The sequence below is a fragment of the Haematobacter massiliensis genome (assembly GCF_000740795.1).
GTDB classification, from domain to species: Bacteria; Pseudomonadota; Alphaproteobacteria; order Rhodobacterales; family Rhodobacteraceae; genus Haematobacter; species Haematobacter massiliensis.
In genome coordinates this window covers 1-16,297 of record NZ_JGYG01000018.1, presented here as the reverse complement: position 1 = coordinate 16,297, position 16,297 = coordinate 1, and the positions used below count along the sequence as shown (strand labels likewise).

15 protein-coding genes are annotated in these 16,297 nt (G+C 64.5%); 9 read left to right on the top strand and 6 right to left on the bottom strand.

The window, feature by feature from the left end; translation table 11 throughout:
• Window positions 1-66 precede the first annotated feature (66 nt).
• A complete protein-coding gene (locus CN97_RS17455; RefSeq protein ID WP_051911411.1) occupies window positions 67-756 on the top strand; it encodes a TetR/AcrR family transcriptional regulator in 690 nt (229 codons plus the stop codon).
• Between the two features lie 36 nt (window positions 757-792).
• Here CN97_RS17455 and CN97_RS17450 read toward each other — a convergent pair whose 3' ends face one another.
• From CN97_RS17450 to CN97_RS17435, 4 genes are all read right to left on the bottom strand, one after another.
• A complete protein-coding gene (locus CN97_RS17450; RefSeq protein ID WP_035714188.1) occupies window positions 793-1,152 on the bottom strand; it encodes a HesB/IscA family protein in 360 nt (119 codons plus the stop codon).
• 64 nt (window positions 1,153-1,216) lie between these two features.
• Window positions 1,217-1,927: a DUF3307 domain-containing protein gene (locus CN97_RS17445; RefSeq protein WP_035714186.1), complete on the bottom strand. Its 711-nt coding sequence runs from the start codon at window positions 1,925-1,927 to the stop codon at window positions 1,217-1,219.
• A 107-nt stretch (window positions 1,928-2,034) separates the two neighbouring features.
• The gene (locus tag CN97_RS17440; protein ID WP_035714184.1) at window positions 2,035-2,652 is read right to left on the bottom strand and encodes a hypothetical protein; all 618 of its coding nucleotides are present in this window, start codon (window positions 2,650-2,652) and stop codon (window positions 2,035-2,037) included.
• A complete protein-coding gene (locus CN97_RS17435) occupies window positions 2,649-3,008 on the bottom strand; it encodes an SUF system Fe-S cluster assembly protein (protein WP_035714183.1) in 360 nt (119 codons plus the stop codon). Before CN97_RS17435 ends, CN97_RS17440 begins: the two co-directional genes overlap by 4 nt.
• A 392-nt stretch (window positions 3,009-3,400) precedes the next feature.
• On the opposite strand from CN97_RS17435, the gene tgt reads away from it, so the two are divergent.
• Complete coding sequence (gene tgt, locus CN97_RS17430) at window positions 3,401-4,540, top strand: tRNA guanosine(34) transglycosylase Tgt (protein ID WP_035714179.1); 1,140 nt, start codon at window positions 3,401-3,403, stop codon at window positions 4,538-4,540.
• A 313-nt stretch (window positions 4,541-4,853) separates the two neighbouring features.
• On the opposite strand, the gene rlmJ is transcribed toward tgt, so the two are convergent.
• Window positions 4,854-5,639 carry a 23S rRNA (adenine(2030)-N(6))-methyltransferase RlmJ gene (rlmJ, locus tag CN97_RS17425; RefSeq protein ID WP_035714177.1) on the bottom strand — a complete coding sequence of 262 codons (786 nt, stop codon included), beginning with the start codon at window positions 5,637-5,639 and terminating at the stop codon, window positions 4,854-4,856.
• A 247-nt stretch (window positions 5,640-5,886) separates the two neighbouring features.
• Between rlmJ and lon the strand changes: the two genes are divergently transcribed.
• From lon to CN97_RS17405, 4 genes are all read left to right on the top strand, one after another.
• Complete coding sequence (gene lon / locus CN97_RS17420) at window positions 5,887-8,295, top strand: endopeptidase La (protein ID WP_035714176.1); 2,409 nt, start codon at window positions 5,887-5,889, stop codon at window positions 8,293-8,295.
• A gap of 502 nt (window positions 8,296-8,797) precedes the next feature.
• Complete coding sequence (locus CN97_RS17415; protein ID WP_051911409.1) at window positions 8,798-9,490, top strand: response regulator; 693 nt, start codon at window positions 8,798-8,800, stop codon at window positions 9,488-9,490.
• 10 nt (window positions 9,491-9,500) lie between these two features.
• A complete protein-coding gene (locus CN97_RS17410; protein WP_051911408.1) occupies window positions 9,501-10,631 on the top strand; it encodes an FIST signal transduction protein in 1,131 nt (376 codons plus the stop codon).
• Window positions 10,615-11,961 (top strand): ATP-binding response regulator, encoded by a 1,347-nt coding sequence (locus CN97_RS17405; protein ID WP_035714174.1) that lies wholly within the window; start codon window positions 10,615-10,617, stop codon window positions 11,959-11,961. Before CN97_RS17410 ends, CN97_RS17405 begins: the two co-directional genes overlap by 17 nt.
• A 150-nt stretch (window positions 11,962-12,111) precedes the next feature.
• On the opposite strand, the gene cbbR is transcribed toward CN97_RS17405, so the two are convergent.
• Entirely contained in the window at window positions 12,112-13,074 is a 963-nt protein-coding gene (gene cbbR, locus CN97_RS17400) for a LysR family regulator CbbR (RefSeq protein ID WP_051911406.1), read from the bottom strand.
• A gap of 90 nt (window positions 13,075-13,164) precedes the next feature.
• Between cbbR and CN97_RS17395 the strand changes: the two genes are divergently transcribed.
• From CN97_RS17395 to CN97_RS17385, 3 genes are all read left to right on the top strand, one after another.
• On the top strand, window positions 13,165-14,172 hold the full coding sequence (locus CN97_RS17395) for a class 1 fructose-bisphosphatase (RefSeq protein ID WP_035714172.1): 1,008 nt from the start codon (window positions 13,165-13,167) through the stop codon (window positions 14,170-14,172).
• A 4-nt stretch (window positions 14,173-14,176) separates the two neighbouring features.
• Window positions 14,177-15,055, top strand: coding sequence for a phosphoribulokinase (locus CN97_RS17390; protein WP_035714169.1), 879 nt, complete (start codon window positions 14,177-14,179; stop codon window positions 15,053-15,055).
• A 9-nt stretch (window positions 15,056-15,064) separates the two neighbouring features.
• On the top strand, window positions 15,065-16,297 hold a 1,233-nt coding region (locus CN97_RS17385; RefSeq protein ID WP_035714167.1), incomplete at its 3' end, for a 1-deoxy-D-xylulose-5-phosphate synthase N-terminal domain-containing protein.

Genomic DNA, 16,297 nt, shown 5'->3' with positions numbered 1-16,297 from the left:
TCGGTCAGATGTTGACATACTCCTCTCTCCCGCTAAAGCAAGGGCTGATGACACGGAGTTGCAGGAATGAATGCCAGCCCGATCGCAGGCGCGACTATGGCCAGTCCGACGGAAGACGTCTCGCCGGGGGCCTGTGCCAAGCGGGCACAAATCCTGGAGGGTGCGCGTCGCCGCTTCCTTGCCGTGGGATTTGAGGCAGCCAGCATGGAGACCATTGCGCGGGAGGCAGGCGTGTCAAAGGGCACGCTCTACGTCTACTTCCCGAACAAGGAGGCGCTGTTCGTCGCGCTGGTGGAGGAAAGCAAGCGGCAGACGGCGGAGCATCTCACGCCTCTGGACCCGGCGGGTGCTCCAGAGGAGGTGCTCACACGCTACGCCGTCGATCTGATCACCCGCCTGCTGGAGCCCGAGCATATCGCTTTGGTCCGTATGGTCGTGGGCGTGGCGGATCGAATCCCGGCCCCTGCGCAAAGCTTTTTCCAGGCGGGCCCGGTGGCGGGCGCACGGCGGATCGCCGGCTATTTCGAGCAACTCGTCGCGGCGGGGCGGCTCGATATGCCGGATGTGGAGGCAGCAGCGTGGCAGTTCTTGAGCCTGTGCACGCACCCCGTCATGGTGCGAACGCTGATGGCGGCGGACAGGGAGCCGACGGCGGAGGTCATCGCAGCCCATGCGCGCCGATCCGCGGCGATGGTCTTTGCCGCATATCCTTTGCTGAACAGGGGCGGAGCCGGGCAGTCCGGCGGGCGCGCGTAGAGTCGAGCGTTCAGGTGACAGGCGGGAAGGCGGGGGTCAGCCTGCTGGCATGTCCTTGAACTTGATGGACTCACCACAGCCGCAGGCTTCGGAAACGTTCGGATTGTTGAACTGGAACCCGCTTTCCAGCAGCGTGGTGGCGTAGTCGATCTCCGTACCGAACAGGAACATCTGTGCCATGGGGGCAATCAGGACGCGCGCGCCATCCTGCTCCACGACTTCATCCATGGGATTGACCTCGGTCACGTAATCCATGGTGTATTCCATGCCCGCGCAGCCGCCCTTCTTGACGCCGATCCGCAGCCCTTTGGCGCCATCTCGCTCCATCAGCCGGGCGATCTGCCGGACGGCTGACGGGGTCAGGGTAACGGCCTGTTTGCCGGGAATGCTGAACATGGGGAACCTCGCGCTTTGACGTTATAATGTAAGGCCAGAGGCAGCCCTGCTCAAGACCACCCGGTCAAGACGTGAGGACAGACAACAGCGCGCGGATCGCGAAGGCCGTCAGAATGGCCCAGGTGAAGCTCGCAAGCGTTCCGATCAGCACATATTCGGAGGCGGCGCGGTCCTCCCGGATTGCGCCGAAGCGCAAGATGGATTTGGCGGCGAGCAGGAATCCCACCGCCTCTAACTGCCCGACCAGAATGAAGGTGAAGGCCAGCCCGCGTTCCAGCAGGCCGATCATCCGCCCGGCACCCGGCAACCCTTCCTCCTGCAGCGGGTTCCGGGGCGCGACGGAGGTGACGATAAGGCCTGTCGCGAAGTCTCCGCCCCGGATGGCAAAGATCGCGCCGCCGATGACGAGCATCAAGGCAGGCAGCTCCGTTGCCGGAAAGGGCAGTCCGGCCCAGAAACCGCCCTGCCAAAGCCCGGGCTGGCCCAGGCTCGCCGCAGCGAGGATCAGCAGATGGGCCGCCTGATCGGTCAGGAAAGCGCCGGGGCCATGGGGCAGCCGCAGCTTTGCCGCGTCGATCGCGAGATGGCTTGCCGCAATGACATAAAGGGCCGGCGTATCCACCCGGCCGAGTGTCAGGAACATCAGCAGGAGCACCGTGCCCCCATGCAGCAAGAGCACGGAGGGATGGTTCTTGAGAACCACCATGCGGCGGGTCTGAAAGACAAAATCCGCAAGTACATGGGCCAGGAACAGGGCAGCGAAGGTCTCGATCATCAGGCGTATCGCTCTTCTGCTGCCATCACGGGAAGCTAGCCATGCCGGTCAGTCGGGATCAAGACGGTGCCGTCATCCATATTTGGGTGTTATAAGTAAAAACACCTCTATTTGGGTGTTTCAATCAACTCGAGTGCGGCGTCGATCGACCAGAGCCGGGCTGCATCTGCCTGCCGCTGAACGATCTGCGGTGCAATGCCCAGAGCATCCGCCACCGCGGCGCGAGTGCGCCCCGGGCGCGAGAGCAGGTGCAGGGCGATTTCCGCCTGCCGGGCTGTCCAACCTGCCACGATGCCGTCCGAGAGCGCGAGCGGGATGGCCAGCTGCCCCTCCGCCGCCATGCGGCGCTTGGCAGGCAGCCGGTCAAGCAGCCGGCCGGAGGCGAGAAACGCGGCACCGGCGGCATCCGCCAATCCTTGAGCGCCAAGCCGGTCCACCTCACCGATGGCCAGCGCGAGACGGGTGTCCCGGCCTTTGGCCACGGCGCGCACCGCAGCCCGTGCAACCAGCGCCGCGCGAAAGGCAAGCCGGGGCGCCGCCACCATTTGCCAGCCGTCGCCGCGAAAGCGGGTCAGCCGCGGTGCGATGTCCTGAAGGGTCGCCAGCGCATCGGCCGCTTCGCCAAGTGCGCGGAACAGATCGTCGAGGTCTTTGGTGGAAAGCGCGGAGGAGGCGACGATGTCGCCCGTCAGAACGGCAAGATGGCCCGGAAGCCCGTCGCTCACATGAAGCCCAGTTCGAGCCGCGCCTCGTCCGACATCATGTTCATGCCCCAGGGCGGATCCCAGGTAAGCTGGACGTTCACCGTCTTGATGCCATCCACCGGCTCGACAGCCTCGGCAACCCAGCCGGGCATGTCGGCAGCAACGGGGCAACCGGGCGCGGTCAGCGTCATGAGGATGGTGACGTCGTTTTCATCGGTGATGTCGATCGTGTAGACGAGACCCAGATCGTAGATATTGACCGGAATCTCCGGATCATAGACCGTGCGGCAGGCTGCGACCACGCTGTCGTAGAGCGGATGGTCGGTGGTTGAGGGTTGAACGAGGGGGCTGCCCTCCAGGGGGAGTGCTTCGGTCATCGCGTCTCTCGTCTGCAACAGGCGGGCGGTCTTGCCTGATATAGGCAAGCGAGCCGTCGGGGTCCAGACCGGGTGGGGGGACAGGGACGATTCTCCGGGTCATGGGAATAATCCGCGCTGACGGGACGCGGAGCGCTGCGGCGGGAAGGGACTTCCCGGACGCATCGGGACAAGCCGCGGGCCTTCTGTCCTGACCGATCACTCCGTCGTCGGGCAGCCTGGCTCCCCGCCGCTGTGACGGGCCCCGCCCGGCCGCGACTGCGGTTGGCCCGAGCGGAACGCCCCGGCGCCGCGTCACCCGAGCGGGCCAAGGGGCTTGGGCTTCCGCGCCGGATCGCCTATGTCACCGCCCGACAGCGGTGGGGGAGACGCCACAGAAAGCGGAGAAGGCGATGAGCGAGACATTCGGGTTCAGGGTGGCGGCGACGGACGGCAAGGCGCGGACCGGCGTGATCTCCACCCCGCGGGGCGAAATCCGCACACCGGCCTTCATGCCTGTCGGTACGGCGGCAACGGTGAAGGCCATGATGCCCGAGAGCGTTGCCGCCACGGGCGCGGATATCCTGCTCGGCAATACCTATCACCTGATGCTGCGGCCGACGGCGGAGCGGATCGACCGGTTGGGCGGGCTGCACCGCTTCATGAACTGGGACAAGCCGATCCTGACAGACTCGGGCGGGTTTCAGGTGATGAGCCTCACCGCACTGCGGAAACTCAATGAAGAAGGGGTGCGGTTCAAATCCCATATCGACGGTTCGGAGCACTGGCTGACGCCGGAGCGCTCGATGGAGATCCAGCGGCTGCTCGGCTCCGACATCGTGATGTGCTTCGACGAATGTCCCGCGCTGCCCGCGACGGAGGCGGAAGTGGCGAAATCCATGCGCCTGTCCATGCGCTGGGCGCAACGTTCGCGCGACGCTTTCGGTGACCGGCCGGGACATGCGCTGTTCGGGATCATGCAGGGCGGCGTCACGCAGGAATTGCGCGAGGAATCGGCGGAGGCGCTGAAGGCCATCGGCTTTGACGGCTATGCCATCGGCGGCCTCGCGGTGGGCGAGGGGCAGGCCGCGATGTTCGGCGTGCTGGACTATGCGCCGCAGACGCTGCCGGAGGACAAGCCCCGTTACCTGATGGGCGTGGGCAAACCCGACGATATCGTCGGCGCGGTGGTGCGGGGCGTGGATATGATGGATTGCGTGCTGCCCTCCCGCTCCGGGCGGACGGGACAGGCTTGGACGCGGCGCGGACAGGTCAACATCAAGAACGCCCGCCATCAGGACGACCCCCGCCCGCTGGACGAAGACTGCACTTGCCCAGCCTGTCGGAACTACTCTCGCGCCTATCTTCACCATGTGTTCCGCGCGCAAGAGATCATCTCCTCGATGCTGCTGACCTGGCACAACCTGCACTACTATCAGGAGCTGATGGCGGGACTGCGCGGGGCGATCTCAGAAGGACGGCTGTCGGATTTCGTGGCCGCGTTCGAGGCGCAGCGGTCTGCGGGCGATATCGAGCCGCTCACCCTGACCTGAGGGGCGGAAATCCCGGGGCATCGAACCCCGGTCTTTCCGGCTGCCGCGGACGGGGGCACCGGCGGATCAAGAACGTGCTCCTGTCGCCCTTGTCCGGTCACTTTACCCGGGCGAACCATGTGTCCGCCGATACGGGGACGGGAAGATTTACGCGCGTGGGCCCAGAGAATGGGTCAAACCCTGTTTGCACTTCGGGAGCGGCGAGCCGTATGCGGGCGGAGCTTCGTCACAGGACGGCTCCCTTCCGGGAAGATGCCTGGGGAGGGGCGCAGGATTCCCGCTCGCGCGGACAGGCGCAGCCGCCGATGGCCGGTCATTTCAGGGAGCGGAACAGACCGGTGAGGCGCCGCGCCTCATCCTCGGTGCCCCAGGGGGGGTTGAGGATGAACATGCCGCTCCCGACCATGCGATGACCCTGTCGCGCGGGCGGGAAGCGGACCTCGTGGCGGAGCGCATCCGGATGAGCGCGGGTCAGATCGGCCATCATTTCGCGATGCGGATCGCCCGAAAGCAGAGGATACCAGAGCGCCACGACACCCACATTCCATTTGCGCGCGATCGAACCGATGAACCGGGGGAGGGCGGCATAGTCCTCCTTGACCTCATAGCTGGGGTCGATGAGCAGCATACCCCGGCGTGGCTCGGGCGGTGTGCGCGAAAGTGCCATCTCCATCCCATCCTGACGGAGCACCGTGGCGCGGAACGGGGCCATCGTCTCCTCCAGCGCCGCGAATTCCTGAGGATGCAACTCCGCGAGCGTCATCACGTCATACCGCCGCAGCGACAGCGCGGCGATCAGGGGCGAGCCGGGATAGCTCGCGCGGCCGAACCGCTCCCGCACCTCCGCCAGACGCCGCGGATAGGGGTGATCGGCGGGAAACCAGCCCAGCCGCTCCGCCACCGCGATGCCTTGCGCGGCCTCGCCGGTTTTGGCGGCCTCCGGCCCGTCCAGCTTGTAGAGGCCGCGGCCCGAATGCGTCTCCATATAGGTGAGCGGCTTTTCCTTGCGGGCGAGGTAGTCGAGCATGACGGCGAGAAGCGCATGCTTGTGCACATCGGCCATGTTCCCGGCATGATAGCCGTGCTGGTAGGACAGCATCGCGGTTCTCCTTTTCCCCCCGCTAGCGCGATGGGCCGCGAAGAGCAATCTCCCCCGATAGGCGAACCCGCGCCACCCCGCCTTGCAACCCCGCTGCCATCCCGTCATTGTGCGGCGGAAGGCTGCTGCGCGGCAGGTTGAAAGCCGCGCTTCCGCCCCCCAAATATAGCCTCCGAAGAGCGGGGAAGGCCAAGGGTTGCCGAATGAGCGGGACCGGCGCCTTCCTGCCAGGAAAGGAAGAAAGAGCATGAGCGAACACCCGACCAACAGCTACCCCGTGCTGCCGCTCCGCGATATTGTGGTTTTCCCCCACATGATCGTGCCGCTGTTCGTGGGTCGCGAGAAATCGGTCAGGGCGCTCGAAGAGGTCATGCAGGACGACAAGCAGATCCTGCTTTCCTCCCAGATCGACCCGTCCGAGGACGAGCCCTCCCCCGAGGGGATTTACAAGACCGGCGTCCTCGCCAACGTGCTGCAGTTGCTCAAGCTGCCCGACGGCACCGTGAAGGTGCTGGTGGAGGGCAAGGCGCGCGTGAACATCACCGAATTCGTCTCCAACCCGAACTTCTTCGAGGCGCGGGCAGAGTTGCTTGACGAAACCCCGGGCGAGAAATCGACGGTGCAGGCGCTGCTGCGTTCCGTGGGGGATGAGTTCGACCGCTACGCCAAGATCAAGAAGAACATCCCCGAGGAGGCACTCGCCGCCGTTTCCGACACCAAGGAACCGGCGCGGCTGGCCGATCTGGTCGCGGGCCATCTTGGTGTCGACGTGGCGCAGAAACAGGACCTGCTCGAGACGCTCGACATCGGCGAGCGGCTGGAGAAGGTTTATGGCCTGATGCAGGGGGAAATGTCCGTCCTGCAGGTCGAGAAGAAGATCAAGTCCCGCGTCAAGAGCCAGATGGAGCGGACGCAGCGCGAGTACTATCTGAATGAGCAGATGAAGGCCATTCAGAAGGAACTCGGCGACGGTGAGGAAGGCCAGAACGAGGTTGCCGAGCTAGAGGAGCGGATCAAGCAGACCCAGTTCTCCAAGGAAGCCCGTGAAAAGGCCGAGGCCGAGCTGAAGAAGCTGAAGTCCATGTCGCCCATGTCGGCGGAAGCTACGGTCGTTCGCAACTATCTCGACTGGATGCTGTCGATCCCGTGGGGCGTCAAGTCGCGCACCAAGAAGGATCTTGGCAAGGCCGAGGAAGTGCTCGACGCCGATCACTACGGGCTGGAGAAGGTTAAGGAGCGGATCGTCGAATATCTGGCGGTGCAATCCCGGAGCCAGAAGCTGAAGGGTCCGATCCTCTGCCTCGTCGGCCCTCCCGGGGTGGGTAAGACCTCTCTCGGTCGCAGCGTGGCGAAGGCCACGGGGCGGGAATTCATCCGCATCTCGCTCGGCGGTGTCCGGGACGAGTCGGAGATTCGCGGCCACCGTCGGACCTATATCGGCTCCATGCCCGGCAAGATCATCCAGGCGCTGAAGAAGGCGAAGACCACGAACCCGCTCATCCTGCTCGACGAGATCGACAAGATGGGGCAGGACTTCCGTGGCGATCCGGCTTCCGCGATGCTGGAGGTGCTGGACCCGGAACAGAACTCGACCTTCGTCGATCACTACCTCGAAGTGGAATACGACCTCTCCAACGTGATGTTCATCACCACGGCGAACTCGTACAACATGCCGGGGCCGCTTCTGGACCGGATGGAGATCATCTCCGTCGCGGGTTACACCGAGGACGAGAAGCGCGAGATCGCGAAGCAGCACCTGATCCCCAAGCAGGTCAAGAACCACGGCCTGAAGAAGGGCGAGTTCAAGGTGACCGATGAGGGGCTGATGGATGTCATCCGCTACTACACGCGGGAAGCCGGCGTTCGTAACCTTGAGCGGGAGCTTGCCAAGCTCGCCCGGAAGGCCGTGACGGAGATCCTGAAGGGCAAGGTCACGAGCGTGGAGGTCACACCCGAGAAGCTGGAGGATTACCTCGGCGTCCGGCGCTTCCGCTATGGTCTGGCGGAGAAGGAGGATCAGGTCGGCGTGGTCACCGGGCTTGCCTGGACCTCTGTCGGTGGCGACCTTCTGCACATCGAGGCGTTGAAACTGCCCGGCAAGGGGCGGATGAAAACCACCGGCAAGCTCGGCGATGTGATGAAGGAATCGATCGAGGCGGCGGCGTCCTACGTGCGCTCCGTTTCGCCCCAGATCGGGGTGAAGCCGCCGAAATTCGATGCGATCGACATCCACGTGCACGTCCCGGATGGCGCGACGCCGAAGGACGGGCCGTCGGCGGGTCTGGCGATGGTGACGTCCATCGTATCGGTCCTGACCGGTATCCCGGTGCGCAAGGATATCGCCATGACCGGTGAGGTGTCGCTCCGCGGCAATGCCATGCCGATCGGCGGGTTGAAGGAGAAGCTGCTCGCGGCTTTGCGCGGCGGTATCAAGACGGTCCTGATCCCGGAGGAGAACGCCAAGGATCTGGCGGATATCCCGGATAACGTGAAAGAGGGGCTGGAGATCATCCCGGTGTCTCACGTGCGGGAAGTCCTGAAGATCGCGCTCACCCGCCAGCCGGAGCCCATCGAATGGGACGAGGCCGCGGAGGAGGCGGCGGCCCTCGCCGCGCGGCAGGAACGTGTCTCGTCGTCCGGCGCGACGGCGCACTGATACATCACAAAAAGCTTGGAAAGGGCGCCTGTGGCGCCCTTTTTCATGCCTTGCCACACGGCGTCTTGCCAGACGGCGGCCAAGAGAGGTCTTGCCGATGCGCGGGGCCGACAATGCAGAGGATCGGACCTTTCAGCTTCCTCCCCCGGGATTGCCCCGCCCGATATTCGACGCCCCTTTCCTCCCCTTTCGCCCATAGTGACCTGCGAAGAGCGGTTCGTGGGCCTTGGTGTCGTGCTAAAGTATGACGTGCGGAAAACCCTCACGCTGAGTGCATGTTTTCAGCGCGTTCTATTTCATATCTATCACATTGATATAAAACATCTTTTACAGAACTCACCACTTTCATCGGTAGCGCTTCGGTCACAAGCTTTTCGCGGGCGCAGAAATTGCCGCCGGAAATTGCCATTAAGAAAAAGTCTTAGACTCCCGTGGTATCAGCAGTATTCTGTCTCAGGTTCCGGGCGCGTTTGGGGAGAGGCGACCGGAAAGGGAGGAAGTCATGAACGAACGTCCTGTTTTGGACGCCGGATGCGATGTCGCGCGTGGCGCGAACAGCAGCTCTGTGCGGCATGTCCTGATCGTCGACGATCATCCTTTGATGTGTGAGGCCCTCGCGATAGCTCTTCGCCATGCGTTTCGGCTGAGCAGTGTGCGGCAGGCGGCGACTTTGGCAGAGGCACGCGCTGCCATCCGCGAACACGGGCCGGATGCGGTGCTGCTGGACCTGACCTTGCCGGATGTTTCGGGCGTGGACGGCGTTCTGACGCTGCGGCAGCTGGCACCTGCCGCGCCGGTGACAGTGATCTCCGCGCAGCTGGAAAGCTGCAGCATTGCCGCGGCGCTTGGAGCAGGGGCCTGCGGCTATCTGTCAAAATCCCTGCCCCGCGCCCAGATGATCGCCGCTCTGGAACGCATGTGGGCAGGGGAAACCGTCGTGCCGGAGTGTTATGACCCGGAAGGAGGCTCGGAGGCGGAGGAGCTTGCCCGAACCTTTGCGACGCTCACACCGCAGCAGATGAATATTCTCCGGCTCATCTGCCAGGGTCGGCCCAACAAGATCATTTCCTATGAGTTGTCGATCGCCGAGGCGACAGTAAAGACCCATATCGCCGCGATCATGGAGAAGATCCGGGTGCGTAACCGGACGCAGGCCGCCCTTCTTGCCTCACGCGCGAAGATTTTCGATCACTGACGGGCAAATCATGTCTCCAGCGGCAGAAGGGTCGCCGTTCGCTGTCTCGGGCGATGTGGAGAGTTGCATAGCGCGACTGTCCGAAGATGGCCGTCGGCCCGCGCTCGTGCTCGCCTTCGCCGCCGATCGTCAGGATGTCCTGCTGCTGTCCGACCGGATCGGTGCGGCCGTTCCCGGAACGACCGTCGTGGCCTGCTCTTCCGCTGGCGGGTTCGCTTACGGGGGGCCACGCGACGAGGGGGTGGTGCTCGTGGTCTTTCCCACGGCAGGCTTTCGCGCCGGCACCATCTGGCTGTCGGAACTTGCCCGCCATGCGACCTTGGACTGGATGGGCGCGTTGCGGGAACTCTCCGCCGCGATCCCGGAGGAGCCGGGCCGTTCGCGCTTTGGGCTGCTGCTCGTCGACGGGCTGAGCGGTCGCGAAGAGCTGGTCGCGGCGGTGGTGGATTCAACGCTGCCGGGGCTTCTGGTGCTGGGAGGCTCCACGGCGGACGGGCTGCGCTTTACCGAGACGGCACTGGCCCTCAATAGCGAATCCCGGGGGGGAAGTGCGGTATTCTGCCTGCTGTCCACACCTTTCGAGGTGGAAGAGGTGGTCTTTGACCACTTCACCCCAGAAGGCGTTCCGATGGTGGTAACCGATGCGTTGCCTGAGGAACGCCTGCTTCTGACCATCAACGGCGAACCTGCGGCGGAGGAATACGCCGTGCGCACGGGTCATCGTCTGGAGGAGCTGGGGCCTGCAGTCTTTGCCCGTCACCCTTTGATGGTGCGCATCGGCGGGAGGAATTTCGTCCGGGCCATTCGGAGCGTGACGCCGGAGGGCGGGCTGAAGCTGATGTCGTTGCTGGAAACGGGGACGGTGCTGATGCTCGGGCACGCTGTCAGCCCCACGGAGGGGCTGGAGGACAGGCTGTCCCGCTTGTCGCGGCCGGTGGACATGGTGCTTGGCTTCGACTGTATCCTCCGACGGATTGCGCTCGATTCATCAGAGCTTTTTGATGCGGATCGCATCTTCCGCACCTTCCGCGTGGCCGGCTTCAACACCTATGGTGAGCAGCATGGCGGTATCCACGTGAACCAGACTTTCGTGGGTCTTGCCTTTCTGGGCGGGGGAGGGCCCGATGTTTCGGGAGAGTGACGGTCCCCAAAGGCGGATCGACAAGCTGGAGCAGATCAATGCCGCGCTGATGCAGCGTCTGCAGCGGATGGAGGAGACACGCGGTTCCTCCTACGCTTTGACGCGCACGGCCGCCATGCTGGAGCGAGAAGTCCTGGCCCGGAACCGCGAACTGGAGCGCGCCCTTTCCGAATTGTCGGAAGCGAACGCCGAACTTGCCCGGGCGCGGGAGGCTGCGGATCAGGCCAGTCGCGCGAAGTCCCGCTTTCTGCGCGCCGCGGGTCACGACCTCCTGCAGCCGCTGAGCGCGGCGAAGCTGTTCCTCACGCATCTGGCCGAAACATCCGCCGAGCCGTTTCAGGCCGAGCTGGTGGAGCGCATCACTGCCAGCTTCGATTCCGCCGAAGAACTCATCCGTGCGCTTCTGGATATCGCCAAGCTGGATTCTGCCCGCTCCGAGGTGTCGATCTCACCGGTCTCGCTGGGCCGCTTGTTCCAGCGTGTGGGCATTGATCTGCAACCCCTCGCGACCGGTCGGCAGGTGGCGCTGCGATTCGTGCCCACCGCTCAGACAGTGTTGAGCGATCCCGTGCTGCTGCGGTCGATCGCTCAGAACCTCGTCTCCAATGCGCTGAAATACACCACGGGGCACAAGGTTCTCGTCGGAGCGCGGCGGGACGGCGAGGAGATCTGGCTGGAGGTTCTGGATCAGGGGCCGGGCATCGCTCCGTCCGACCAGAGCCGCATCTTCAATGAATTCGAGCGCCTCTCCCGCTCCGATCAGCCGGGATCGGGGCTCGGGCTTTCCATCGTCCAGCGGGCCTGTCAGCGTCTTGGCCATCCGCTCGAGCTTATCAGCGCGCCGGGCCGCGGATCGCGCTTCCGGGTGCGCCTCCCGCGACTGGGGGAGATGTGTCTGCTGCCGCCGCAGCGGGCAGGCATGATCGAGGATCCGGGGGCGCTTCTGGACTTCCTCGCCGGGCACCGCATCCTGATCGTGGAAAATGATCCCAGCGTTCGCAGCGCATTCGCCTTTCTCCTCCGGTCCTGGGGGGTGGATGTCACCACCGCAGCCGGGATTGAAAGCGCGCTCGCAACCCTTGAGGAAGGCGCGCCTGACGCGGTTCTGAGTGACTACCGGCTCGATAACGGCGAGACCGGCTGCGACGTGATCGTCGCGCTGCGCGACAGGCTGGACAAGCCGCTGCCCGCGCTCATGGTCAGCGCGGAACAGGTGGAATTCATCGCCGAAGCGGCCGGCCAGGTCGGCGCAGAAGTCCTTGCCAAACCCCTGGCCGAGATGGACCTTCGCCGGAGCCTTGCACGGCTGCTCGGCGGCCCTGCCGCATAGATCGCGCTCCCGATCCGTTCAGGCATCGCCGTTGCCCGCCGCGGCGCCTTGCGCAAGTCCCGGACGGCTCGGGACGGTACAGTGTCGGCCGCGATATATCGTCCCGGACCGCACCGCTGGCTCACCTCATGCTTGTTCCGCGATCACGGCTCACCGGCGCGGCATATCTCCGAGCCCCGCCAGCGCGAGATCGTTCGCCGGAAGGAAGCTGCCCTTGAGATCGAGCACTTCGGTGCGGATGCGATTCGCTGCCGGTGTCAGCGGCACATGCGCTGGATAGACCAGAAACCACCGTCTGAGGATCGGCAATCCCGGTGCGTGAAGAAGCGCGAGCCGCCCGTGTGCAAGCTCATCCATGACGGTGTGCAACGAAAGAAAGGCGATCCCGAGGCCCGCCATCACCGCCTGCTTGATGGTTTCGTTCGACCCCATCTGGACGATGTCGAACACCTGGCCCTCCGCTTCGGTATCAAGATAGCGCGTCATCAGGATCCGTGTCCCGGACCCTTCTTCCCGCGCGATCATCGTTTCGTTCAGCAGATGCTCCATCGTGACCTGCCGCCCAGCGAGCGGATGGTCCGGCGGCACCAGGATCCCGTGGGGATGCGGGCCGATCATCGTGGCCGAAACCTCCGGGTGGCGGGGCGGCCGGCCCATGATGGCGAGGTCCACGGCATGGCGCTCCAGATCGTCCACTACGCCGCTGCGGTTCGCTTCCCGCAGAACCACCTCAACATCGGGGCAGATCGCCCGGAGCCGCGCGACAAGGCGCGGGGCAAAGTATTTCGCGGTCGAAACAACGCCAAGCGTCACCCGCCCGGCATGGCCGCTCTTCAGAGCGCTGATCTGTGCTGCGCATTGCGTCAGCGCCACCTCGATCCGGCGACCGGCCTCCAGCACCAGCGCAGCCTCCCGTGTCGGCTCGGACCCGGCGCCGTTGTCGGCGCGGCGAAGGAGCGGTACGGCCAGCGCCGTCTCAAGGTTCTTGATCTGCGCATGCACGGCGGACGGCGTGAGACCCAAGCGCTCCCCTGCCGCCGTGAGAGAGCCGTTGGAGGCCACTGCCGCAAGGATTCGGAGTTGCCGGAGGGTAATGGCATCGACGCGAGGCATTTCACTTTTCCTGAAAAGGCATTCGTCATTTTAAAATTTCCATGAAAGCGAACTTCACGCAAGTTCCTTTCATGAGAAGGGAGACAGGCCATGCAGGACGCAACACCCATACTGCCGAAGTCTCATATCCCGGTCGCGCTTCAGGACGTGATCCACAGAATGGCCACCGTGGCCGCATCGCTTCAGACGCGCATTGCGCGGGATGGTCTGGATGAGGTGCTGGACGAATTGCGCGGCCAGAACGCGGGCGGAGACGGACAGAAAGCGCTCGACCTGATCGCGGATGAGGCCTTCCGGGAGGCTCTGACCGGCAGCGCTGTGCGCTTCTACGCCTCGGAAGAGCGGGACGAGGCCGAGGAGATCAACCCCGAGGGCGCCTATGCACTGGCCATTGATCCGCTGGACGGGTCTTCCAACATCGGCGTCAATGTCTCCATCGGCACCATCTTCGCCATCTATCCGGCGGGTGTGACGGCAGAGGAGAGCTTCCTGCGCCGGGGCCGGGATCTCGTGGCGGCGGGCTATGTCATCTACGGGCCGCAATGCTGCCTTGTGGCGACGATGGGCGAGGGGGTTCAGAAATACCTGCTCGATCCCGAGAGCGGTCGGTTCCGGCTCATCCGCACCAGCATCGAACTGGCGCCCAAATCCTGGGAGTTCGCCATCAACGCGTCCAACTACCGGCATTGGTCGCGGCCGATCCGGGCCTATATCGACGATTGCGTCGCCGGCACGGAGGGGCCGCGGACGCGGGATTTCAACATGCGCTGGGTCGCCTCTCTGGTGGCCGAGACGCATCGGATCCTCTCCCGTGGCGGGGTGTTCCTCTACCCGGGAGATTCCCGCAAGGGATATGAACGCGGGCGGCTCCGCTACCTCTATGAATGCGCGCCGATCGCCTTCATCGTGGAGCAGGCCGGGGGTGCCGCAACCGACGGGATCGACCTGATCCTCGATCATGCGCCGCGCAGCATCCATGAACGGACGCCCTTCGTCTTCGGCTGCGCCCAGAATGTCGCGCGCGTGTCCTCCTACCATGACCTGCCCGACAACGAGACATCGGCGCTTTTCGGCAGCCGCGGACTTTTCAGGAGCTGATGAGATGAGCCTGCGCCACCCCATCATATCGGTCACCGGCTCTTCCGGCGCGGGGACCACGACGGTCAAGCATACCTTCGACCAGATCTTCCGCCGCGAAGGTATAATGGCGGTTTCCATCGAGGGAGATGCCTTTCACCGCTACGACCGCGCCGAGATGAAGAGTGAGCTCGCCCGCCGCACGGCGGAGGGGGACTACACCTTCTCCCATTTCTCCTATGAGGCCAATGAGCTGGTCGAGCTGGAGCGGGTTTTCCGCGAATACGGGGAGACGGGCAAGGGGCGCACACGGCATTATGTCCATGATGAGAAGGAGGCCGAGCGCTATCAGGCGCCGTTGGGCACCTTCACCGACTGGTCGCCGTTCGAGGATGGCTCGGACCTTCTGTTCTACGAAGGCCTGCATGGCGCCGTCTCCAACAACGAGGTCAACATCGCCCGCTTCTCCGACCTGAAGGTCGGGGTGGTTCCGGTCATCAATCTTGAATGGATCCAGAAAATCCACAGGGACCGGGCGCATCGGGGCTATTCGACGGAAGCGGTCACCGATGTGATCCTGCGCCGGATGCATGCCTATGTGCACTGCATCTGTCCGCAGTTCACCGAAACCGACATCAACTTTCAGCGCGTGCCCGTGGTTGACACGTCAAACCCGTTCGTCGCCCGCTGGATTCCGACGGTGGACGAGAGCCTCGTCGTCATCCGGTTCAAGGATCCGCACGGGATCGATTTTCCCTACCTCATCTCCATGATCAACGGATCGTGGATGAGCCGTGCGAACTCCATCGTCGTGCCCGGGCCGAAGCTCGATCTCGCCATGCAGCTCATCCTGACGCCGCTCATCGAGCGCCTGGTCTCCAACGCCAAGCGCCATCGCCACTGAGAGGATCCCATGAACACGCAAGCTCCCATAGCCACGCGCGCCGATGAGCGGCTGATGGCCAATGCGATCCGCGCCCTGACCATGGATGCCGTGCAGGCGGCGAACTCCGGTCACCCCGGAATGCCGATGGGCATGGCCGATGTCGCAGCCGTGCTGTTCAACCGCTTCGTCAGGATTGACCCTGCCGACCCGAGCTGGCCCGACCGTGACCGGTTCATTCTGTCCGCGGGGCATGGCTCCATGCTGCTCTACGCGCTGCATCATCTGATCGGCTATTCCGACATGGGACTGGATCAGATCCGCGCCTTCCGGCAGATCGGCGCGCGGACTGCGGGTCACCCGGAATACGGCCATGCGCAAGGGATCGAGGTCACCACCGGCCCGCTGGGGCAGGGTATCGCGACAGCCGTCGGCATGGCGCTGGCGGAGCGGATGGCCGCGGCCCGTTACCCCGATCTGGTCGATCACTACACCTATGTCATGGCCGGCGACGGCTGCCTGATGGAGGGCGTGAGTCAGGAGGCCATCGACCTCGCAGGCCATCTGAAGCTTTCCCGCCTGATCGTGTTGTGGGACGACAACCGCATCACCATCGACGGTTCGACGGCGCTCTCCACCTCCACCGATCAGAGCGCGCGTTTCCGTGCGTCCGGCTGGAAGGTTCTGACGGTGGAGGGCCATACCCATGCCGAGATCGCCGATGCGCTAGCGGAGGCGCGCGGTTCCGACTTGCCGGTGTTGATCGCCTGCCGCACGGTGATCGGCTACGGCGCTCCGAACAAGCAGGGCAGCCACGACGTGCATGGCGCACCGCTCGGGATGGAGGAGATCGGGGCCGCCCGCGCGCGTCTCGGCTGGAGCTGGGGCCCGTTCGATATTCCCGCGGAAGTCTATGACGCCTTTCGCGCCGTCGCGGAACGGGGCGCGCGTGCCCGGCAGGACTGGCAGGCGCGGCTCGCCGTCTCGCCCAACCGCGATGCCTTCCTCAGCGATCTGGCGACCGATCCAGCCCCGCTGGCGCTGCCGATGGCCGCGTTCAAGGAAACGCTTGTCGCCGAACGCCCCAAGGTGGCCACACGCAAGGCGTCCGAAATGGCGCTTGGCGTGGTAAACGAGGCGCTGCCCTTCACCATCGGCGGCTCGGCCGACCTGACCGGTTCCAACCTGACCAGGACGAAACAGCTTGCTCCGGTAAAGCCCGGCGAGTTCGGGGGGCGCTATATCCACTACGGCATACGTGAA